This is a genomic window from Roseomonas gilardii, assembly GCF_001941945.1.
GTDB lineage: Bacteria > Pseudomonadota > Alphaproteobacteria > Acetobacterales > Acetobacteraceae > Roseomonas.
The window spans coordinates 947,069-968,848 of record NZ_CP015583.1 but is presented as its reverse complement, the minus strand read 5'-3'; the positions used below and the strand labels follow the sequence as shown (position 1 = coordinate 968,848).

The 21,780-nt window shown below is 73.2% G+C and carries 17 protein-coding genes; 8 read left to right on the top strand and 9 right to left on the bottom strand.

Annotation, left to right across the window (positions count from 1 at the left end):
• Positions 1 to 9: 9 nt before the first annotated feature.
• Both RGI145_RS04215 and dgt read right to left on the bottom strand, forming a co-directional pair.
• Positions 10 to 1,140, bottom strand: coding sequence for an N-acetylmuramoyl-L-alanine amidase family protein (locus RGI145_RS04215; protein ID WP_075797365.1), 1,131 nt, complete (start codon positions 1,138 to 1,140; stop codon positions 10 to 12).
• 163 nt (positions 1,141 to 1,303) lie between these two features.
• A complete protein-coding gene (dgt, locus tag RGI145_RS04210; RefSeq protein ID WP_075797364.1) occupies positions 1,304 to 2,665 on the bottom strand; it encodes a dGTP triphosphohydrolase in 1,362 nt (453 codons plus the stop codon).
• A gap of 413 nt (positions 2,666 to 3,078) precedes the next feature.
• On the opposite strand from dgt, the gene RGI145_RS04205 reads away from it, so the two are divergent.
• Entirely contained in the window at positions 3,079 to 4,044 is a 966-nt protein-coding gene (locus tag RGI145_RS04205) for a glycosyltransferase family 8 protein (RefSeq protein WP_075797363.1), read from the top strand.
• An 84-nt stretch (positions 4,045 to 4,128) separates the two neighbouring features.
• Here RGI145_RS04205 and rfaE1 read toward each other — a convergent pair whose 3' ends face one another.
• Entirely contained in the window at positions 4,129 to 5,604 is a 1,476-nt protein-coding gene (rfaE1, locus tag RGI145_RS04200; protein WP_075797362.1) for a D-glycero-beta-D-manno-heptose-7-phosphate kinase, read from the bottom strand.
• 95 nt (positions 5,605 to 5,699) lie between these two features.
• On the opposite strand from rfaE1, the gene RGI145_RS04195 reads away from it, so the two are divergent.
• The 4 genes from RGI145_RS04195 to RGI145_RS04180 are packed head-to-tail and all read left to right on the top strand — an operon-like array spanning position 5,700 to position 9,619.
• Positions 5,700 to 6,791: a hypothetical protein gene (locus tag RGI145_RS04195; RefSeq protein WP_075797361.1), complete on the top strand. Its 1,092-nt coding sequence runs from the start codon at positions 5,700 to 5,702 to the stop codon at positions 6,789 to 6,791.
• Positions 6,788 to 8,032 carry a hypothetical protein gene (locus RGI145_RS26075; protein WP_075797360.1) on the top strand — a complete coding sequence of 415 codons (1,245 nt, stop codon included), beginning with the start codon at positions 6,788 to 6,790 and terminating at the stop codon, positions 8,030 to 8,032. Before RGI145_RS04195 ends, RGI145_RS26075 begins: the two co-directional genes overlap by 4 nt.
• Positions 8,033 to 8,063: 31 nt before the next feature.
• On the top strand, positions 8,064 to 8,804 hold the full coding sequence (locus RGI145_RS04185) for an ABC transporter ATP-binding protein (protein ID WP_075797359.1): 741 nt from the start codon (positions 8,064 to 8,066) through the stop codon (positions 8,802 to 8,804).
• Complete coding sequence (locus tag RGI145_RS04180) at positions 8,804 to 9,619, top strand: ABC transporter permease (protein WP_075797358.1); 816 nt, start codon at positions 8,804 to 8,806, stop codon at positions 9,617 to 9,619. Before RGI145_RS04185 ends, RGI145_RS04180 begins: the two co-directional genes overlap by 1 nt.
• A gap of 607 nt (positions 9,620 to 10,226) precedes the next feature.
• Here the strand turns inward: RGI145_RS04180 and RGI145_RS04175 are convergent.
• The 4 genes from RGI145_RS04175 to RGI145_RS04160 form a co-directional block, all read right to left on the bottom strand.
• Positions 10,227 to 11,336: a glycosyltransferase family 4 protein gene (locus tag RGI145_RS04175; protein ID WP_075797357.1), complete on the bottom strand. Its 1,110-nt coding sequence runs from the start codon at positions 11,334 to 11,336 to the stop codon at positions 10,227 to 10,229.
• A gap of 60 nt (positions 11,337 to 11,396) precedes the next feature.
• Positions 11,397 to 13,202, bottom strand: coding sequence for a heparinase II/III family protein (locus RGI145_RS04170; RefSeq protein ID WP_075797356.1), 1,806 nt, complete (start codon positions 13,200 to 13,202; stop codon positions 11,397 to 11,399).
• Positions 13,199 to 13,897, bottom strand: coding sequence for a ribulose-phosphate 3-epimerase (rpe, locus tag RGI145_RS04165; protein ID WP_075797355.1), 699 nt, complete (start codon positions 13,895 to 13,897; stop codon positions 13,199 to 13,201). Before rpe ends, RGI145_RS04170 begins: the two co-directional genes overlap by 4 nt.
• 206 nt (positions 13,898 to 14,103) lie before the next feature.
• Positions 14,104 to 16,083, bottom strand: coding sequence for an AsmA family protein (locus RGI145_RS04160; protein ID WP_156878428.1), 1,980 nt, complete (start codon positions 16,081 to 16,083; stop codon positions 14,104 to 14,106).
• Between the two features lie 206 nt (positions 16,084 to 16,289).
• On the opposite strand from RGI145_RS04160, the gene RGI145_RS04155 reads away from it, so the two are divergent.
• Complete coding sequence (locus RGI145_RS04155; protein ID WP_075797353.1) at positions 16,290 to 16,739, top strand: GNAT family N-acetyltransferase; 450 nt, start codon at positions 16,290 to 16,292, stop codon at positions 16,737 to 16,739.
• A gap of 24 nt (positions 16,740 to 16,763) precedes the next feature.
• Here RGI145_RS04155 and RGI145_RS04150 read toward each other — a convergent pair whose 3' ends face one another.
• Complete coding sequence (locus tag RGI145_RS04150) at positions 16,764 to 18,005, bottom strand: transcription antitermination factor NusB (RefSeq protein WP_075797352.1); 1,242 nt, start codon at positions 18,003 to 18,005, stop codon at positions 16,764 to 16,766.
• 187 nt (positions 18,006 to 18,192) lie between these two features.
• Here RGI145_RS04150 and RGI145_RS04145 point away from each other — a divergent pair, with 187 nt between their 5' ends.
• Positions 18,193 to 20,046, top strand: a complete 1,854-nt coding sequence (locus RGI145_RS04145) for an ArnT family glycosyltransferase (RefSeq protein WP_075797351.1) — start codon at positions 18,193 to 18,195, stop codon at positions 20,044 to 20,046.
• An 85-nt stretch (positions 20,047 to 20,131) separates the two neighbouring features.
• Positions 20,132 to 20,635: a pyridoxamine 5'-phosphate oxidase family protein gene (locus RGI145_RS04140; RefSeq protein ID WP_075797350.1), complete on the top strand. Its 504-nt coding sequence runs from the start codon at positions 20,132 to 20,134 to the stop codon at positions 20,633 to 20,635.
• Here the strand turns inward: RGI145_RS04140 and RGI145_RS04135 are convergent.
• On the bottom strand, positions 20,622 to 21,779 hold the full coding sequence (locus RGI145_RS04135; RefSeq protein WP_075797349.1) for a M48 family metallopeptidase: 1,158 nt from the start codon (positions 21,777 to 21,779) through the stop codon (positions 20,622 to 20,624). The genes RGI145_RS04140 and RGI145_RS04135 overlap by 14 nt on opposite strands.
• Between the last annotated feature and the right edge of the window lies 1 nt (position 21,780).

Below are 21,780 nucleotides of genomic sequence, written 5' to 3'. Positions count from 1 at the left end.
GGCAGGCGCTCAGGCCGTCCGGTTGGCGATGAAGCGATGCACGGCATCGGCCAGGGCGCTGGCCAGCTTGGCGCGGTGCGCCGGCCGGTTCAGCGCCGTCTCGTCGGCGGCATTGCTGAGAAAGCCCATCTCCACCAGCACCGACGGGATGTCCGGCGCCTTCAGCACGGCGAAGGCTGCCTGCCGGTGCGTGTTGGGCAGCAAGGGCACGTCGCCCCGCAGCGAGCCGACCACGAACTGCGCCATCTGGTCCGAACCCTGCCGCGTCTCCTGCCGCACGAGGCTCATCAGGATACGCGCCACCTCCGGCGAGACGGGGGGGAGATGCAGGCCCGCGGCCGCGTCCGCCGCGTTCTCCCGCTTTGCCAGCCCGGCCGAGAGCGCATCCGTGGCCCGGTCCGAGAGGGTATAGACGCTGGCACCCCGTGCCCCCGGCGCGCTGTCCGCATGCATGGACATGAACAGCGCGGCATTGCGCTTGCGGGCGAATTCGACCCGCCCGGCCAGGGGGATGAACGTGTCGTTCGAGCGGGTCATCACCACCCGGCACAGCCCCTTCGCTTCCAGCCGCTTGCGCAACTCGTGCGCCGTCGCCAGCACCACGCGCTTCTCATAGGTGCCCGCGACGCCGATCGTGCCCGGGTCCTTGCCGCCATGGCCGGGGTCCAGCACCACCACCGGCAGGCTGCGCCGCGCGGCCGCGGGACCGCCTTCCGCCAGCGTGCGGCTCCGCGCCAGGCGGGCGAAGCCGGCGCTGCTGCCGGGCCGGACGGTCAGCGTCAGGCTGCCGCCCTGCCGGTCCACGCCCGGAGCGGCCACCGGCCCTTCCAGGTCCAGCAGCAGGGAACCGGAACGGGCATCCCAGCGCCCGCCCCGCACGGGGCCGGCACCGGCGATCCGGCTGGGGCCCTTCCACCCGCCCGGCAAATAGAGGCGCAGCCGGGCCGGCCGCGCGGTGGCGGTCAGCCGCCATCGCTCAGTGGGCCCCAGAGGCAGGGTGAGCCGTGCCCCGTTTCCATCGGCGCGCAAGGCCACGGCCTCCGCCAGCGCCCGTCCGGCGATGGAAGCCCCCCCGAGCCCCATCGCCAGCATCGAAAGGCCGAAGCGCAGGAAGCCGCGCCGGCCAGTCTGTCCATCCATCTCCAATAGTCCCCCTGCGGGACAACCTAGCGCAGGCCGGCCGGGCTTTCGACGTTTTCGCAGCCGGGACGAGTGGCGCTGTCGCCATCCGGCCACACCCGGGCGAAGGCGGTCCGGGCGCGGCCGGATGGCGCGTGGACGCCGGCCCCCTTGCGCGCCAGCGTCAGACCCGCGTGTCGAGCCCCCGCAGCTTGGCCGCCAGCCAGGAGGCGTAGCTGTCGGTCATCCCCGCCACGAAATCGACGGCGCAGCGCATCACCTCGCTGACGCTCATCCCCGGACGGGGGTGGTAGTCGAGCAGCAGCGAAAGGGCTTGGCGCTCCCGCAGGTTCAGCTTCGCCGCATCGCCATTGGCACGGGCGAAGGCCAGGCAGGCGGGCACGAAGACGCTCAGCGCCTTGCCCAGCACGTCATGGGCGCCGATCTCGAACTCCACCTTGCGGGCGTTGAAATAGATGACCTCCTCGGTCCGCCGCGCGGCGATGCCGAGCGCGTCGAAGAGTGCCGGCGCCACCGGACCCATCAGCCGGGTCAGGCTCTCCCCGGGCCGCAGATCTCCGGCCAGGATGGTCTGCCGGTGCGCCATGAAGACCTCCGCCACCGCGCGCAGCAGGCGCCGGGTGGCCAGGGTACGCAGCAGGGTCACGCGGCCGCCCTCGTCCGCCTCACGCTCCAGCCGGGCCATGGAGATCTCGGCCAGCGGCGCGACGATGGCGGCATAGTCGGCGAAGCGCAGGATGCCGAGCTCCAGCGCGTCCTCCAGGTCGGCCAGGGTGTAGACGATGTCGTCCGCCGCCTCCATCAGCCAGACTGCGGGGTGGCGCGGCAGCGGGCCGGACAGGTGGCAGGCGTTGCGCACCTCCTCGAAGATGCCGCGCTCCGTGGCGAAGACGTTGAACTTCACCCCCTGCACGCCGTCACGGGCGGCGCGCGGGTCCCCGGCCTCCCAGGGGTATTTCAGGAAGCCGCCCAGCGTCGCCACGGTCAGCCGCAGCCCGCCGCCGCCACGATGCCCGTCCGCCCGGGTGAGGACCCGGAAGCCCTGGGCATTGCCGTCGAAATAGGCGAGGTCCGGATCGAGCTCCAGCCCGCTCCCCTCCCCCACCTCCCGCAGCCAGCGGCTCATCCAGGCGGCGATCACCTCCTCTCCGGCATGGCCGAAAGGCGGGTTGCCGATGTCATGGGCGAGGCAGATGGCATGGACGAGATAACCCAGGTCGTCCGCCGAGCGGCCGGTGGCCCGCAGTTCCTCCCCCAGCCGGACGCCGACCGCATAACCCAGGGAACGGCCGACCGCCGCGACCTCCAGCGTATGCACCAACCGGTTGCGCACATGCGCGTTGAAGGGCAACGGATGGGCCTGGGTCTTCTGCTGGAGGCGCCGGAAGGGCCGCGAGAAGACGATCCGGTCGCCATCCGTCTGGAAGGGATTGCCGTCCGGCTCGTCGTCGCCAGGGAAAAGCTCTTCCTGCGACATGCTGCCGGGCCCCAGGCGTCGCGTGTCCAGCAGCGTGATCCAGTGCAAGGGGCACCTCCTTGTCGCCTGGACGGGAGTAGCAGCGCGATCCGGCCAATGGCCAGAGGCGGTGCCAGGATCGGCGGAAAAAACGAGACGCCACAGCATGATGACGGCATGCGAAGAAACAGCGAAAGCCCGTTTGGAATGGACTGGAAACAACCGTCAGTTGATTATAGAATTCGCTCAACAACCTTATAGAAATCGGTCACAGTATCATTATGGAATTCGCACCAGTTTGGTTTGCTTTGGTGCGGTGCACACATTAGAAGAGGTCTGGACTCGGCACTGATACCCAAGTCGCTGAAAATTTCGGTTCCGTATCTAATTTGATCCCTCACCCAAGCGTGCTTCAGCACCAGAAAAAAAATCGACCCGAGTCCAGTTTTTTGGCAATCTTTGGCGAATTAGGAGCGCATGTCTTGGAGAAGATCCCGGTCCTGTTCTGTGCCGATGCGCGGTACTTCCCCTACATGGCTGCCACCATGGCCTCGCTGCTGTCCAGCAATCCGGACAACGCGTTCCGTCTGATCGTCTGCTCGACGGAACGCAACGTGGCGAGCGAGCAGCAGATCGCGCGCTTCGTGGGGGAACACCGGAACGCGACCGTGGAGTTCGTGTGCTTCGACCTGCAGCAGGTGAAGACCAACCTGCCGGTCAGCAAGCACATCACCGTCTCCGCCTACCTGCGCCTCTTCGTCACGGAATTCCTCGACCCCTCGGTCGAGAAGGTCGTCTATCTCGACAGCGACATCATCGTCCGCGACGACATCCGGGCGCTCTGGGAAACCCCGCTGGACGATGCCTACCTCGCGGCCGTGCCCGAGCCCTACAAGGCCTATCACCCGGGCTTCGACAAGGACGATACCTACTACAACTCCGGCGTGCTGGTGGTGAATGTGCGGAAGTGGCGTGAGGACAACGTCCTGCCCGCCCTGCTGACCTTCACCGTGGAGAATGCCGAGCATCTGACCGCGCATGACCAGGACGTGATCAACAACGTCTTCCGCGACCGGATCACCTCCGTCCCGTCCTGCTGGAACTTCCAGCCCAATTTCGCGGATTTCTCGGCCGCGGAGATGGGATTGTCCGAGGAGGAGTTCCAGGAACTCCGTCGCGCACCCAAGATCATCCACTATACCGGCAGCTCGAAGCCCTGGTTCTACATGCAGGAGCCCCACTACAAGAGCTGGTACCACGAGGCCGCGCGCCTCACCCCCTGGGCGCGCCCTCCGGCCGACCAGACGATGAGCAACGTCATCCGCAAGGCCCTGCGGCTGAAGAAGCTCAAGGAGCGCGCCAACTGGCACTTCCCGCATCTCTGCCGCGCCGCCCGCACCATGCTGGGCCGCCGCAGCCGGGTGAACGTGGATCCGGCGATCGGCTGAGGCGGGATGGGCCCAAGGTCCTCCCCGCCCACCACGGGGGCGCGAAGGCCCCGGGCTTCCGGAGATGGGGGATAGCCCCCGGGATCAGCCCTTGATGCGCGCCACCGTGGCGGTGGTGGAATTGCCGGGCAGCAGTTCCGCGAGCTTCACCTCGCCGCCCCATTCCTGGACCAGGTCGCCGCCCACCACCTGATCGACCGTGTAGTCGGCGCCCTTCACCAGCACGTCCGGGCGGATCAGGCGGATCAGCTCGGTGGGCGTGTCCTCCTCGAAGACCGCGACGAGATCCACCGTAGCCAGCGAGGCCAGCACGGCGGCGCGCGCCGCCTCCCCCTGGATCGGGCGCGTCGGCCCTTTGAGGCGGCTCACCGAGGCGTCGGAGTTCACCCCCACCACCAGCCGGTCGCACCAGGAGCGCGCCTGCTCCAGCAGGTGGACATGGCCGGGATGCAGCAGGTCGAAGCAGCCATTGGTGAAGCCGACCCGGTATCCCCTCTGCCGCCAGCGCTCTGCCTGCTCGGCCGCGGCGGTGCGCGAGACCACCTTGCGCAGCGTGCCCCGCTCGGGTTTCAGCGCATCGAGGATGTCGTCCTCCCGCGCCACGGCGGTGCCGACCTTGCCGACCACGATTCCGGCGGCGATGTTCGCCAGCCGGGCGCCCACCTCCAGCGGCAGGCCCGCGGCCATGGCGGCGGCCACCACCGCCACCACCGTGTCCCCGGCACCCGAGACGTCATAGACCTCCGGCGCCTCGGCGGGGAAATGCTGCACCCCGTCCGCCTGCACCAGCGTCATGCCATCCTCGGCCCGGGTCACGAGCACGGCGCCGAAGCCGTGCTGCAGACGCAGGGACTGGGCGGCATCCACCAGCGCGCCCTCGCTCTCGATCGAGCGGCCGGTGGCGAGGCGGAGCTCGTTGCGATTCGGCGTCACCAGGTCCGCCCCGGCATAGACGCCGTAGTCCAGCCCCTTGGGGTCCACCACGACCTTCCGCCCGGCGGCCTTGGAGGCGGCGATCAGGCGCTGCGGGATATCCCCGGCCAGCACCCCCTTCCGGTAGTCGGAGAGTACCATCACCCGCGTCGCGGCGATGGTGTCCTGGGCGATCCGCAGCATTCGCTCGGCGAGGCGCGGCTGGATCGGCTCGGGATTCTCGTGGTCGGCGCGCAGGAGCTGCTGCCCCTGCGCCACGAAGCGGGTCTTGGTGGTGGTGGCGCGCCCCCCCTGCACCAGCAGCCAGGGCTCCACCCCGCTCTGCCCGCCGATCAGCGCGGTCAGGTCCGATCCGGCCTGGTCGTCGCCGACCACGGACAGGAAGGCGGTGGGCGTGCCGAGCGCCGTCAGGTTGCGCACCACGTTCCCGGCGCCGCCGGGCATGGCGACCTCCCGGTCCACGGTGAGCACGGGGATCGGCGCCTCGGGCGAGACCCGGGCCACGCGACCATAGACGAAGCGGTCCAGCATCGCGTCGCCCACCACGAGGACCGAAGCGCGCTTGAGACTACGCACGGCCTCCGCGAGGTCGTGGGAAACCGGAGATTCCGGCAGGTGGCCGTTCATGCGGCATCTCGGTAGCGCAGGGTTACGGCCCGACACAAGGCTGCTCCCGCCGCGTAAGGACTGCGTTAAGCGCATCGGCGGCAACCTGCGGAGCGATGCAGCCCCTTTCCCTCCCCTCCGCGACACGCCCCGAGGGCCCGCGGACCGCCCTGGAATGGCTTGTCCTGACCCCCCGCAGCCCGCTGCACCGGCGGCTGGGCCGGGTCCTCCTGACCGAGGCCGCCACGGAGGGCGGATCGTTGCGGGAACTCGCCGGCGGCGAATTGCTGCTCGGCGCGGCGCCCGCCACGCTCGACCGGCTGATGCCCGGACTCTGGCGCGTGCTGGGCGCCGAAAGCCTGTCCCGCCGGCCGCAATGCCCGCCCGGCTCCCAGCCGCTGGCCGCCGTCCCGCATTCCGCCCCGCCCCAGCCGGGCGCCACGGGCATGCCTGCCCCGGAGCGGGTGCCGCAGCCGCCGCTGGAGGAGGTGCTGGAGCGCCTGCCCATCGTCGGCCTCGCCCCGGGCGGCCTGCCGCGACTCGCCGGGCTGCGCCTGAAGCCTTCCCGCGCCGCGCTGCTCCGCCTCGGACAGGACCTGCCCCCGCACCTTCTCGGCCACATGGCCGAGGACACGATGCGGCGCGGCTTCCAGGCCCTGGCGGAACCCGCGCAGCGGGAGGCCCTGCTCGGCGCCGCGCTGGCGGTGCCACTGCACCTGGACATGCGGCCAGCCGACCTCGCCGCCCTTTCCGGCTGCTCCGGGGAACTACCGGTCCTGCCGGTCCTGCCCCTGTCCGTGCTGGCCGGCCCGGCACCCTCCCTGCCCTTCGCCCTGTCGGGGCTGGAAGCCGCTTCCCTGGCCCTCTGCGACGCGGGTGGCCTGCCGGGCGCGGCGCTGCACCTGCGCTGGACGCCGGGCCTGGCCGCGCTGCCGCCGGAAAGCATCGCCGCGCTGGACCCGGGCCGCCTGGTACTGGACGAGGTGGAGGACGAGGCCGCCCTGGCCTGGGGCCTGTCCCGTGGCATCGGGCGCTTCACGGGCCCCCAGCCCTCGCGCCTGCTGGCCGTGGTGCGGCGCCGGGACTGCGCCTTCCGCCAGGATTGCAGCACCGCCACCTGCGCCGCCAGCGCCGCCGGCCTGTCACCCCGCGCACGGTCCGGCTGCGCCGCCCCGCAACGCCTGATCCCGCAGGAGGAAGTGCCGTGAGCCTGTCCCTCGCCACGCCGCGACGGCCGGCCAGCGCCCCGCCGGCCGGAAGCCTGCCCGTCGCGCCGCCGCCCCAGGAGCAGGGCTTCTCCCTCGGTCACCGGGAATCGCTGCCCGGCGGCGAGGCCGGCACGGCCCGCGACCTCGCCGCGCTGGTGCATCACTGCACCGCCAGCGATTCGCGCCGGGACGTGGTCTGGCTGCGCCTTTCCACCCTGCCGGCGGGGCTGGACCGCCCGCATCACCGCCGCCTGCTGCGGGAAGCCGCGACGCCACCCGTGGGACCGCGCGGCCGCAGCTTCCATCTGCCGAACGGCGATCTCGCGGTGGTGGCGCCGCCCGGCCCCGGCCCCGGCCCCGGCATCGCCGAGACCACCCGCGCGGCGCTGGAAGGCGCCCTGCCGGAGGCGATGCTGGGACAGGTCCTGCGCACCATGCGTCTGCCGCAGGAGGCGGTGAGCATCCTGGCCGCGCTGGAGGAAAGCCTGGGCCTGCGCCAGCCCTCCGCCCCGCCCGCCGGGGCCCGGCCGCTGGACCCGGCGGGGCTGGCGGAAGCGGAACGGGCGCTGCGCCACGCGGATGTCTGGCCACTGCACGCCCGGCAGTCCGTCTGTCGCCTGATCCCGGAGGAAGGCCGGTTGGAGCCGGTGCGCGAGGATGTGCGCCCGATCGCGGCCAGCGTCTCCGAGCGCCTGCTGGGCGGGCGCGACGCCTCGGCCAGCCCGGCCCTGGCCGCGCATCTGGGCGACCTGCTCGCCGCCCGGCTCCTGGCGACCCTGCTGTCGCGCCGCGATTGGCAGGGCAGCCCCCGGCCGCTGCACCTGCCGCTCTCCCTAGCGGCCCTGTCCGGTCCGGCCTTCCTGCACCTGGATGCGGTGCTCCCCCCGGCGCTGAAGCCCCTGCTGACCCTCGGCCTCCCGGCGCTGGAGGTGCTCGCGGCCCCGGGCGAGGTGCCGCTGCTGCGCCGCTTCCTGCTGGCCCGCGGCTACCGCCTGGCACTGGAGGTGCCGGAGCCGGGCCTGCTGGCCGCCGTCCGCCCGGCACGACTCGGCATCGCCACCCTGCGAATCCCCTTCTCGCCGGACCTGCCCGCCGCCCCCGAGGCGCTTCGCCGGGTGCTGGAGGACCGGCGGACGGAGCTGGTGCTGGCGGGCTGCGACGGCGCGGCCGCCATCGCCTGGGGCTGGAAGATGGGCATCCGGCTCTTCCAGGGCCGCGCCATCCAGCACCGGCGGGGCTGACGGCGGCGGCGGAAGGCGCATATCCAGGGGCATGGAACACGCCATCGCCGCCGACCAGCTCACCAAGCGCTATGGGGAGGCCCTGGCGGTGGACGCGCTGAGCTTCGCCATGCCACGCGGCGCCACCTGGGGCCTGCTCGGCGGCAACGGCGCCGGGAAGAGCACCACCATCGCCATGTTGCTGGGCCTGCTGCTGCCCAGCGCCGGGAGGGTCCGGGTGCTGGGCCGCGACATGGCGGGGGATCGTTTCGCCGCCCTGGCGCGGATGAACTTCTCCTCCCCCTATGTCGCCCTGCCGCACCGGCTGACGGTGCGGGAGAACCTGCAGGTCTATGCCCATCTCTACGACGTGCCGCGCGCCGGGCGGCGCATCGCGGAACTGGCGGAGGAGCTGATGCTGGGCGAGTTCCTCGACCGCCCGGCGGGGCAGCTCTCGGCCGGGCAGAAGACCCGCGCCGCCCTGGCCAAGTCGCTGATCAACCGCCCCGAGCTTCTCCTGCTCGACGAGCCGACGGCGAGCCTGGACCCCGACACGGCCGACTGGGTGCGGACGCGGCTGGAGCGCTACCGGGCGGAAAGCGGCTGCGCCATCCTGCTCGCCTCCCACAACATGGCGGAGGTCGAGCGCCTCTGCGCCCATGTGCTGATGCTCCGGCGCGGCCGGCTGGTGGACCAGGGCTCGCCGGAGGAGCTGCTGCGACGCTATGGGCGGGAGGATCTGGAGCAGGTCTTCCTGGACATCGCGCGCGGCACGGCGCGGGAGGCCGCCTGATGCGCCCCGCCGCCCGCCGGGTCTGGGGGCTGATGTACCGGCACCTTGCCCTCTACCGCCATTCCTGGCCGCGCGTGCTGGAACTGGCCTACTGGCCGATCCTGCAGATCCTGCTCTGGGGCTTCACCAGCCGCTGGCTGGCGGAACGCGGCGCGCTGGGGCCGGATGCCGGCACCGGGGCGCTGATCGGCGGCGCATTGATTGGCGGCGTGCTGCTGTGGGAGGTCGCGCTGCGGGCCCAGATGGGCTTCTCGCTCACCTTCCTGGAGGAGATCTGGTCCCGCAACCTGGGCCATCTCTTCGTTTCCCCGCTGCGGCCGCGGGAGATGCTGGCGGCGCTGATGGCCATGTCGCTGCTGCGCACGCTGGTGGCGCTGATCCCGGCCGCGGCGCTGGCCTGGCTGCTCTACGGCTTCGACGTGCTCGCCCTCGGGCCGGTGCTGGTGCTGTTCTTCGCGGCGCTGATGCTGATGGGCTGGGCCATCTCGCTCGCCGTGGTGGCGATGATCCTGCGCCACGGCGCCGGGGCGGAAAGCCTCGCCTGGTCGCTGCTCTTCGGCCTCGCCCCCTTCGCGGCGGTGTTCTACCCGGTCTCCGCGCTGCCGGAATGGGTGCGCCCGCTCTCCTGGGCCCTGCCCGCCGCCCATGTCTTCGAGGGGATGCGCGCCGCCCTGCTGGACGGGCACATCGCCTGGGGCCATCTCGCCGCCGCCTTCGGGCTCGACGCGCTCTGGCTCGCGGCGATGGGCTGGGTCTTCCTCGACCAGTTCCGCCGCGCCCGCGCCAGCGGCGCCCTGGTCAGCATCGGCGAATAGCACCTCCCCGGGTGTCCTCCCGCATCCTCGGAGGCGTCACGGCCCGGTTCCGGCGCCTTCCGTCCTGCGTGCCGTTTTAAGGTTTTAGTGTTTTAGGATTTTAGACCTTTATTGGTCCAGGTGGATGCAGAAATTCGGGCTGCGTTGCGAACGAAGGCTGGGGTGGAGTTGATTTTATTCCTATATCCGGGCGGGGTCTGGGATGCAAGGATGTTTGGGGCGCCCCGATCCGTCGGCGGAATGCGTGACCCGGGGGAAGGCTCCGCCTTGCCCCCGATACCCCCATCCGCCAGGACGCTGCGCACCCTGGACCCCATTCGCTGGCTTTTGCTGATGCCGGATCACGCCGGAGAGCGATGCTCTCCGGCGACGGCCGTCGCCACGCGAGCGGACAGGGTGTTCTTCCTCTTTTCCGGTGCTGTCGTATCCGTCCGTGCCGAAGGATCGGCGTTTCAGGCTGACGGTTGCCGCCAGTGCCAGCTCACCGGGTCCAGGGCGCGCAGCGTCCTGGCGGAGAGGGGGTTCCGGGGGAGAGGCGGAGCCTTTCCCCCGGGGCTGGCCGGGGAGCGCGGCGCGCTCCGTAGGGAGGTGCGTTCCGCCGGTTGGATCAGAGACCCAGCAGGTCCAGGGTCCGGGCCACCACCTTGTCCTCGGCATAGAGGTCCAGTGCCCGCTCCCGCCCCGCCTCGCCCATGCGCTGGCGCAGAGCGGGGTCCTCGGCCAGGCGGCGCAGCGCCACGGCCAGCGGCGCCGCCTGCATGGGCGGGACGAGGAAGCCGGTTTCGCCTTCCAGCACCATCTCGCGCGGGCCGCTGATATCGGTCGCCACCACCGGCAGGCCGGTGAGCATGGCCTCGATCACAGACATTGGCAGGCCTTCGAAATGGCTGGGCAGGCAGAAGACATCCGCCCCGCGCAGCAGCCGCGCCACGTCGTGGCGATAGCCGAGGCGCTTCAGCCTGGGGCCCAGCTCCCGCTCCGCCCGGGCGAAGGCCGGCCCCAGATCCTCGCCATGGTCGGAGGCCAGCCTTTCCCCCACCACCCAGAGCGTGGCGCCGGGGACGGATTCCATGGCCTCCAGCAGCTCCGGATGGCCCTTGTGCCGCACGAGGCGGGAAACCACCGCCACCACGCAGTCCTCCGGCGCGGCGCCCAGCTCCGCCCGGACCTCGGCCCGGGTGACGGCATCGGGGTGGAACAGCGCGGGGTCGCGCCCATTGCCGCAGGCCACGGCATGGCGGGAAATCCCCAGGCGCCGGGCATCGCCCGCTTCCTCGGTGCTGACCGTCATGAAGACGTCGGTCATGCGGCCGCCGAGCCATTCCATGCCCAGCGACAGCCCCCGGCGCCAGGGGCGGCCCGGCTGGTTGAACAGGAAGCCATGGCCCGTATAGGCGATGCGCGGCACGCCCTCCAGCTTCGCCGCCAGCCGCGCCAGCAGCCCGCTGATCGGGAAATGCCCGTGCACCAGATCGGGCTTCTCCGCCCGGATCAGCGCCCGCAGCGCCCGCAGCGCCCGCCAGTTGGCGCCCGGCGACAGGGAGCGGGCCATGGGCAGGCCGATGACGCGGAACCCCTCGGCGCGGGGAATGTCCAGCAGCGGCCCCTCGGCGCAGGCACCCACCACCTCGTGCCCCCGCTCCCGCGCCGCGCGCATCAGCGGCAGCACGAAGTGCCGCAGGGCGAAGTCCACATTGGCGACGAACAGGACCTTCACGCCGGGCGGTCCTCTGCCCGGCTGCCGGCAGGGCCGGACGGATGATGCATGGCGGTCGTCTCAGTCCTCTCGCGGGGCGCCCGTCGTGGGAGCCGGCGCCGGTCCCGGCGGAGAGGTTCCTCCGGGTGCCGCGCCCTGGCCACTCCCCTGGGGCGGCCGGGACGGCGTGCCCGGGATGCCCCTCTGGCCCGCCGGGGCGGCCCCTTCCACCTTGCCAGCCGTGTCGCCGCGCAGCTCGCCCGGCGGCACGCGGCGGATCGCCCATTGCACGCTCAGGGCCCCCGGTTCCGCCTGCAGCACCACCTGCCGCGCCGGCTGCGGCTCGCCGGCCGCGTAGAGGCTTTCCTCCAGCGTCAGGGCGGCGCCCTCGGCCCGCATCCGCCAGCTCGTGCCGGAAGGCAGGCGGAGCAGCACGCCGCGCCCATCCTCCAGCATCGAGGCCTTCACCGTGGGGTGCAGGTGGAAGCGCACCACGAAGCCGCCGGGCGGGCTCTCGGCCTCGACCGCGTCCTCGCCGCGCAGGTCGTCGCCGGATTCGGACAGCCAGAGGCGGCGGCGGTGGACGGCGCCGAGGATCTTCTTCCACCCGTCATGCGTCGCATCCAGCCATTGCGCGCCCTCGGCCTCCTGCCGCTCGGCCTCCACCGTCTCGGGCCGGCGGCCCAGCCCGTCCTCGCGCAGCTCGGCGCTGTTGGTGTCGGCCAGGACCAGCGTGGAATGCGCCGCGGTGGAGCGCAGCGCGTCGCGCCAGGCGGGCTCGGCCAGGGGCGAGGCGCCACAGTTCACGATCAGCCGGTCCCGCCCGACCGACATCTCGAAGCTGAGCGTGCCGGCATGGTGCCAGCGGTCGGCGCCGCGCGGCAGCGGCCCGGGGCCGGACTCGTGCGGCGGCGGCGGGCCGCAATCCACGATCACCAGCGTCCGCCCGGCGAGCAGGCGCTGGAAGCCGCTGTCGGGCAGGATCAGCGGCGCCCGGCCGCGCGCCTGGGCCTGGGTGAGGACGAGGTCCAGCAGCGGCGCCGCCTCCCCCCGCGTGCCGTTGAAGCAGGCCAGCCCGCCGTCGCCATGGCGGAAGACGCGCAGCGCCGGCCCGGCGCGGTCCAGCGCCAGCGACAGGTGCGGCGGCGCCTCCAGCTCGGCCCCGTGCAGCAGGTTGCGCAGCTCGATCAGGTCCTGCAGCGCGGCCAGATGCACCGCCGGGGAGCGTTCCGCGTGGCAGCCGTCGGGCAGGAACTGCCGCTCCAGCTCGGCGGGAAGGAGCTTCAGGCAGCGGGTGAGCCAGCCTTCCTCCTCCAGCGCCACGGCGGCCGCCATGGCACCCTTCAGCGCCACCAGCGCGCCGCGGTGCTCGCAATGCGCCGGCAGGGCAGAGACCAGGCCCCGCGCATCCTGCGCCAGCCGCTGCATCAGCGCCTTGCGGAAGCCGTCCTCCGCCGTGGCGGCCAGGAAGTCCCAGTGCCCCAGCCAGGCGGAGAGCCGCGCCCCCACCACCTCCGGCGCATCGGCCAGGGCCTCGTTGCCGGTGCGGGAGAGCCAGTCCTGGGTCAGCGCCCGCGCCCGCAGCCGGGCATTGTCCGTGCCCAGCGCCCGCAGGTCGCGCAGCCAGGCGAAGCCGTGCAGCGCGGCGCGCCAGCAGGGGCTGCCGCCGCCCATCGCCTCCGGCGCGCCGGGCGTGGCGCGCGCGGCCTCGGCGGGCAGCAGCAGGCCGGTGGTGCCGAGCACCTCGAACTCGCCCTTCAGCAGCCGCTGGCCGCGCGCCGCGTCACCCGGCCAGAGGTCGCGGAAGGCGCGGGCCGGCGCCTCGGGCACGCGCAGCGGCTTGAGCCCGGCCAGGGTGCGCTTGGCGCCGCGCAGCCAGCCGCTCATTCCGGTCTCCGCAACGTCTCGCCGCCCCCGCCCTGCGTGGCCCCGGGGCGCAGCGCGGCGATGGCCGCGGCGTAATCCGGCTTGCCGAAGACGGCGGTGCCGGCCACCAGCGTGTCGGCGCCGGCCGCGAGGCAGAGCGGCGCGGTCTGGTCGGTGACGCCGCCGTCGATCTCCAGCGCGATGTCGCGGCCGGAGGTGTCGATCATGCGGCGCAGCGCCTCGATCTTCGGCAGTTGCGAGGTCAGGAAGGACTGGCCGCCGAAGCCCGGATTGACCGTCATCACCAGCACGAGGTCGAGCAGGTCCAGCACGTTTTCCAGCGCCGAGACCGGCGTGGCGGGGTTGAGCACCACCCCTGCCTTGCAGCCCAGGCTGCGGATCGTCTGCAGGGAGCGGTGCAGGTGCGGCCCGGCCTCCGGATGCAGCGAGATGACATGCGCCCCGGCCTCGGCGAAGGCGACCAGGTAGGGATCGGCCGGCGCGATCATCAGGTGCACGTCGAAGGGCAGCGTGCAGTGCTTGCGCAGGGCGCGCACCAGGGCCGGGCCGAAGGAGATGTTCGGCACGAAATGGCCGTCCATGATGTCGAGATGCAGCCAGTCGGCGCCGGCGGCTTCGATGGCGCGGACCTCTTCGCCCAATCGGGCGAAGTCGGCGGCCAGGAGGGATGGGGCGATGCGGACGGGTCTGGACACGAGGCCGTTTTGCCAGCCGGTCCGGCGGCGGGCAACCGCCAGAGATAGGTTTGCCGTGGCCGATTGCCACGAGTCCCGCCCCATGCGGGCTCACGTTCCCGGGAAAACCGCCCTTCGCCGCGCCCCGGCGTGCCGGACCCGCGCAATGGCCCGGGAGCGGAGACGGGGCGGAGCCGTGCCCTCCCCCAAGGCGGCGGGCGCGGCGGTCAGCCGGAGAGACAGGGGCTGCGGCGGGCGAAGTCCCGGAGTTCCGGCGGGATGCGCCCCAGCACGTTGCCGGCGGCCAGCATGGCGCGTCCTTCCGCCGTCCAGCGGGCGGGGCGGATGGCGGGGGCGGCGAAGGCGCCGCTGACCCGCACCGGGATGTCCAGCGCCAGGGCGCCGGTGGTCGATCCCACGCTGCCGAAGGTCAGGTCCATCTGCCGGCGGCCCAGGTCGAAGCGGCCATTGCCGGCGACGGTCCCGTGCTCGGCCCGCAGACGGAAGGGCGCGACCGTGGCCACGCCGCCGCGCAGGTCCACCACCCCCAGCAGGCAGGAAATCGCGCTCTGGCCCCGGGCGGTGCGGAAGAGGCCCCGCAGGTCCTGCGAGGCGAGCTCGATCAGCTCACGCGCGATGCTGCCGCCCGCCATGCTCACCACGGCCGAGGCATGGGCGGCCCGCATGGCGCCGTTGAGCGTCTCCCCGCCGGCGCTGAGCGTGACATGCCCGTCCATCCGGCCCTGGAGGTCGATCTGGCCGATGCCCAGCTCCCGCCGCAGGGCCTGGACATCCAGGCCACTGGCGTTGAGCCGGGCGGAGATGACGCCGCCCGTGCCGCCCGTGCCGCCGGGCTCCGCACGGTTCTCCACCGTCCCCTCGCCCTCCACCTTGCCGCCGAGATAGCCCCCCGAAAGATCCTCCAGCACCACGCGGCCCGGCTCCAGCCTGGCGGCGAGCCGCGCGCCGGTGAGGCGCAGCGCGCCATAGTCGAGCTGTTCCGCGCTGAGCCGGGCCGAGACCAGCATGTCCGGGGAGCGGTCCACCTCCAGCGACAGGTCGGCCTCCCCCGAACGGCCGGAGGACGCGCCACCGAGCAGCCGGTTCAGGTCCAGGCGGCCGAAGGGCAGGTCGAGGGCGAGGCTGTCCGGCTGGCCCCGGGCGCCTTCGTCGAGCCGCAGCCGCCCGCCCGTGATGGCCGCGCCGCCCAGGCTGCCCGTGGCATCGCGCAGCCGCCAATGATCGCCGGACCGTTCCAGCATGCCCGCGAGGCGGAGCGCCGGGCCCTGCCCGGGCTGCGCCGGCGGCGACCCCACGATGGAAAGCAGGACATCCGGCGACGCCGCCTCCAGCACGAGCTGCCCTTTCGCGCCGTCCAGGTTCAGCGGATCGACCATGGTGCCGCCGAAGCCCAGGCTGGTATCCCCGGAACTCACGCGCAACGTGACGGCGCAGGGTTCGCCCGTGTCGCGCAGCGCGAGGAAGGAGGCGAGATCGGCCTGCAAGCGCAGCGGCAGGCCGTTATAGGCCCCCTGGGCGCCGAGCCGCACCGGCTGGTCCAGATCCTCGGCGCCGAGGGAGACGCGGTCCAGCCGGACATGCAGCCGGTTGCCGCTGGAGGTGGCGATCTCCACCTCGCCATCGGCCAGGGCGAGGTCCAGCAGCACCGGGATGCCCGCCCGGCCGGACGGATCGACCGGCGGCAGGGCCTCCGGCCCGTTCCCCCGTGCCTCCGGGGCCGCCTGCCGGCCGGCGCCGCGGGGCGCCTCCGGGGAAGCCGTCCGGACTTCCCCGGAGGCGCCCCCTGAGGAGGCCACCGAGGGTTTCGCGCCGAAATGCCAGTTGCCGGTGCCGTCCGGCGTCCGCTCCAGTCGCAGCCTCGCGCCGGACACCGACAGGTGCCGCAGCACGGGCGGCCCCTGGAACAGCGACAGGATATCCAGCTCCCCCTCGGCCTGGGCGATTTCCAGCATGGGCGCCGCGCCGGGAAGCCCGGCCAGCCGCAGGCCCCGCGCCTCCAGACGCGTCCAGTGCCCCGGCACCACCTTCAGCCCGGTGAAGGAAAGGTCCCGCCCCAGCAGCGTGCCGCCGATCCGGCCCGCCACGGAGCCGAGGTCGAGGCGCGGCAGCAGCCACCAGCCGCCGGCCAGCGCCAGAAGCAGCAGGACCGCCAGCGACAGCATGATCCGTATGGCCCAGCGAATCATGATCCTGCCCGAACTCCGCCCGTCATCGCGTGCCTGGTTCCGCCGTTCCGCGCCAGCAGAGGTAGGGGATCGGCACGCCCAGCCACAAGACACCCGGCCACAAGCCGTTCCTGGAAGGGCCCCGGCGGCGCCCCGGGAACGCTTCCGCGCGCCCGGCGCCATGGCGGCGGCCTTGCCCCCGGGGGCCGGGACGGCCACGCTGGCGCATGGATGCCCAGATCGCCGTCACCGACTCGCCGGCCGAGGCCGAGCGCGAAACCGTCCTCCGGGGGCTGATCGCCTTCAACACGGAACGCGCCGGGCCGCTGGAGATGCGCCCCCTGGCCGTGATCCTGCGCGACCCGGGGACGGGCCAGCCTCTGGGCGGGCTGATCGGCCGCACCGCCCGGGACTGGTTCTTCGTGGAGATGTTCCACCTGCCGGAGGAAGCCCGCGGCCAGGGCACCGGCCGCCGCATCCTGATCGCGGCGGAGGAGGAGGCGGTGCGGCGCGGTTGCCGCTACGCCTGGCTCGACACCTTCAGCTTCCAGGCGCGGGGCTTCTACGAGAAGCTCGGCTACAGCGTCTTCGGCACGCTGGAGGATTATCCGGCCGGCCATTCCCGCTACTTCCTGCGCAAGACCCTCGGCCGCGAGCCCCGGAGCGAAGCGGGCTGACGGGCCGGGTCGAGGAGCGGGGCCTCAGCCCCTGGCCACGAAGCGGGCGGCGAAGAACCCGTCCAGCCCGCCGCGTTCCGGCCACAGATCGGGCCGGGTCCGCACCGCGCCATCCCGCGTGACGGCTTCGGCGAGGCCGGGCAGTTCCTCCGGCCGCACCGGATCGGGCTCCAGCCCCAGCGTGGCGGCCGTGGCCAGATGTGCCTCGCCTTCCTCCGGCTGCAGGGAGCAGGTGGCGAAGACCAGCCGCCCGCCGGGCTTCAACTGCCGCGCCGCCGCCGCCAGCATCCGGCGTTGCAGGTCGGCCAGCGGCGCCACGTCCGAAGCACGCTTCAGGAAGGGCACGTCGGGGTGCCGGCGCATGGTGCCCGTGGCGGTGCAGGGCGCGTCCAGCAGGATGGCGTCGAACCGCTCCGCCGGCGCCCAGTCCAGCACGTCCGCGACCGCCAGCTCCGCCTCCAGCCCCAGGCGGCGCAGGTTCTCGCCCAGGCGGCCGGCGCGCTTCGCATCCTTCTCCACCGCCGTGACCTTCGCCCCGGCGGCGGCGAGCTGCGCCGTCTTGCCGCCCGGCGCGGCGCCGAGATCGGCCACCCGCTCGCCCGGCCGGGCCGCCAGCAGGCGTGCCGGCAGGGCGGCGGCGGCGTCCTGTGCCCAGAACCGCGCCTCGCCCGCCCCGGGCAGGTCCGAGAAACGGGTGCCGGCGGGAAAGCGCAGCGTCCCGGTGGAAAGCATCTCGCCGCCCTCCGGCGGGGTGGCGCCCGGCATCAGGCTGAGGTCCAGCGGCGCGGGCTCGCGATGCGCGCGGGCGATGGCGCGCACCGCCGGGCCATAGGCAGCGTGCCAGGAGCTCCAGAGCCAGCCCGGCGTGTCCAAGCGCTCGGAATCCAGCCCTTCCAGCGCCGCCGGCCCGGCCTCGGCCACGCGGCGCAGCACGGCGTTCACCAGCCCCGCCAGCGGCTTCGGCGCCAGCCCCACCGCGGCGGAGACGGCGGCATGGGGCGGCGTGCCGAGCAGGATCAGGTCCGCCGTGCCGATGCGCAGCGCCAGCCGCGCCGGCGCCGGCGGCTCCCGCCGCAGCCAGGGCTCCAGCAGCGCGTCGATCGTGCCCAGGCGGCGCAGCACATGGGAGGCGAGGCGGTGCGCGGCGGCCCGGTCGCGCGGCTCCAGCGGCGGCAGCGCGTCCAGCGCCTCCTCCAGCGGGCGGTGGCGTTCCAGCACGGCGGTCAGCAGCGTCGCTGCGGTGTCTCGGGTCGGATTGAGTGGCATGTCACGCTCCGTATGTCCCCGCCGTGCCGCGCATGCTAGAGGCGGCAGGGCCGCGGAATGTTTTTCCCCGCGCCCGCCCCTGTCCCGGCGCCGCGCGCGGTCCCCGGGCAGGAACGCGGAAGAACCATGCCTCGTTGGACGGGCCCCGGCCTCCGGCATCCCGTCGCCCCAAGGGATCGATCGACTGGTGCAGCATCTCCTCGACAGGCTGCCGGAAACGCGGCGGCCCCGGCTGTTGCTGAGCCTTCTCTGCCTGCTCCTCTGGCTTCCCGGCTTCTTCACCCTGCCACCCGGTGACCGGGACGAGAGCCGCTTCGCCCAGGCCTCCCGCCAGATGGTGGAAAGCGGCGACTGGGTGCGCATCCGCGTGCAGGACGAGGAACGCAACAAGAAGCCCGTCGGCATCTACTGGGCCCAGGCCGGGGCGGTCACGGCGCTGCAGGCGGTGGGCATCCCGGCCCAGGGCAGGATCTGGGCCTACCGCATCCCCTCCGCCCTGGGGGCCTGGCTGGCGGTGCTGGCGACATTCCAGTTCGGCCGGGCGCTGGTCGGGCGGCGCGCGGCCTTCCTCGGCGCGGCGCTGCTGGCCGCCAGCATCCTGCTCTGCGTCGAGGTGCACATCGCCAAGACCGACGCGGCGCTGCTCGCCACGGTGGCGGCCTCGATGGGGCTGATGGGGCGGGCCTATCTCTCGCCCGGCACCTTCACCCCCCGGCAGGCCGCCGGCTTCTGGCTGGCGCTGGGGGCGGGCATCCTGCTCAAGGGGCCGATCGGGCCGATGGTGCCGCTGCTGGCCGGCATCACCCTGGCCGTGGCCGACCGGCGCGCGCCCTGGCTGCGGGCGCTGCGCCCCGGTTGGGGCGTGCCGCTGATGCTGCTGCTCTGCGTGCCCTGGCTGGTGGCGATCGGCGTGGCCACCCAGGGCCGCTTCTTCTCCGAGGCCGTGGGCAACGACATGCTGGCCAAGGTCGGCTCGGGCGAGGAGGCGCATGGCGCGCCGCCCGGCACCTACCTGCTGATCTTCGGCCTGACCGCCTTTCCCGGTGCCTTCCTGGTGCTGCGCGCCCTGGCGGGAGCCTGGGCCTCCCGCCTCCAGCCCGGCACGCGCTTCCTGCTTGCCTGGGCGGCGCCGACCTGGATCGTCTTCGAGGCGGTTTCCACCAAGCTGCCACACTACGTCCTTCCGGCCTTCCCGGCGCTGATGCTGCTGGCCGGGGCCTGGGCGATGGACCCGCTGCGCCGCCCGGCGCCGCGCTGGCTGGCCGGGCTGGGCTGGGCCGCCCTGGTGGTGGTGGCCGCCGGGCTGGCGGTGGCGCCTTCGGTGGTGTTCTGGCTGTCCGACCGGCGGGTGGACCCCTTCGCCCTGCTCGCCATCCCGGCGGCGGCGGTGCTGGTCTGGCGCGTGCTGCACCATGCCCGTGGCGGCAGGGCTGGCGCGGAGGACCGCGTGCCCGTTGGGAACGTCGCCAGCCTCGCGGCTGCCTCCGGTGCCGGTGCGGGCATGTCCGGGCGCGGGAACGGCCATCCGCCGCGCTCCGCGCGCCCGGCGCCACGGCCCGCTGGAGGGGCCCGAGGTGGTGCCCAGGGTTGGAGCCAGGGCTGGCCGCGCGCCGCCCTGGCGGCCGTGCTCTGGTCGATCCCCCTGCAATGGATCGTGATGCAGGCCACCCTCCCCCGGCTGGAGGCCCCCTGGGTGGCACCGCACTTGGCCCAGGCCGTGGCCGAGGCGGGGCGGGGCATCCCCGGCGGGTTGCCGCCGGAACGCGTGGGGCTGCTCGGCTTCCATGAGCCTTCCGCCATCTTCTCGCTGGGCACGCGCGTCGCCCTGCTGGACAGTGGCCAGGCGGCGGTGGCCTTCCTGGCGGCCGGGCGCAATGCGGGGGAGACGCGGCTCGTGGCCGTCGAGGCCCGCGAGGCGCCGGCCTTCCAGGCCGCCATGGCCGCGGCCGGGCTGCAGGCGCATGAGGCCGGAACCGTGGAGGGCTACAACTACACGCGCGGGCGGCGGGTGCGCCTCGCCCTGGTGACCGTGGCGCCCTGACGGGGGCCCTGCGGCCTGGGCCGGGGGGAACCCCGGCTCCGGGCAGGCGTTAGCGCGCATATCCGGATTTCCAAGGAGAGCGCGCATGGCCGAGACCCGCACCGACCGGGATGCCCAGAACAAGGTCTGGGACATGATCCGGCACATCAAGGTGGCGACCATGGTGACGCTGGACGCCCAGGGCCATTTCCGCGGCCGGCCGATGTGGGCGCAGCAGGAGAGCTTCGACACCACTCTGTGGTTCTTCGCCCGCAAGGACTCCCCCGTGGTGCGGGAGATCGCCGCCGATGCGCGGGTGCTGCTCGCCTATGCCGAGCCGGGCAAGCAGGACTATGTCAGCCTTTCCGGGGAGGCGAAGAGCTTCACCGATGTCGCGAAGCAGAAGGAACTCTGGAGCGAAGGCATGCGCGCCTGGTTCCCGGAAGGGCCGGAGGACCCCTCGCTCACGCTCATCGCGGTGGAGGTGGCGGGCGCCGAGTACTGGGACGCGCCATCCTCCAAGATGCTGCACGCCTATGGCTATGTGAAGGCCATGGCCACGGGCAAGCCGCCCCAGGGCGGCGAGAACGCCAAGGTCAGCTTCGCCTGATCTCCTCCGGGTGATCCAGGGTGGCCCGGTCCCGGAAGCCGTCCCGCGACGGTGCCACGGGCCGGCTTCCCGGCGGGCGCGATCCGCAGATCCCCCGAAGCGCCGCCCAGGAGGCATCGTCCAGGACTGGGCCACGCGCCGGCACCGGCGGCAGGTCGGACAACCTCCGGCCCGTGGGCGGGTGCGTGCCGAGATAGCCGAGGATCGCCGGCTCCCTCCCTTCCCTGTCGGCGATGCGCGTCAGGAAATCGCGCAGCCCCCCGGTGCCGATCCCGCTGCGTTCCAGCGCGGCGGCGGCCCAGGCATCCGCCTCGGCCTCGAAACCCCGGCTTCCGGACAGGACGGCCGCCCCCGCGGCCGGGGCGCTGAGCCCGGCATAGCCGGTCACGTAGCCGGTGAGCAGTTGCAGCCCCATGGCACGCGCCAGGGCCCGCATGGCGTGATTCCTGGACACATGGCCTAACTCGTGCGCCAGGATTCCCGCCACCTCGGCGCTGTCCCCGGCCTGGTCCAGCAGCCCCCGCATCAGCATGATGCGCCCGCCGGGAAGGGCATAGGCGTTCACCGCGGGGCCATCGAGCACCATCGCCTCGACATTCGCCAGATCCGGCGCCAGCCTTCGCACCAGACCGTCCAGCGCGGCCTGCCCCTGCGGCTGCGTGCAGCGCGGCATGGACAGGTGGTCCGCGAGGATCCGGTCCGCCAGCGACCGTTCTGTCGCCGCCGGAACGAGGCGAGCCGCCATATCCGCCAGGACCGGGCCGCCGAAGAGGAAGGCGGGCAGCACCAGGCAGGCGGCCAGCACGCCGAGCGCGGCCACGACCCGTCGCCGCCGGTGCTGCCGGGTCCAGCCCCGCTCGCGCCGCAAGGCGTCACGAAGGGCTTTTGCCCGGTCGCCGGACAGCAGCAGGCGCATGCCGTCCCGGGAACTGCCCTGGGCGCAGGACAGCCCGAACTCGCCCGGCAGATCCAGGGTCACGCGCAGCCCGGAAAGCGCCCAGGCCAACCCATGCCCGTTTCCGCCCTCCACCCGGATGTGAAGCTCTCCATCGGCGAGGCGGACCGTCGCGGGGGAACCGGCCGCGCTCCGCCCGTCATAAAGGGTGGCGGCCCATTCCTCGTCGCCCGGCCTGTCCGCGCCCATT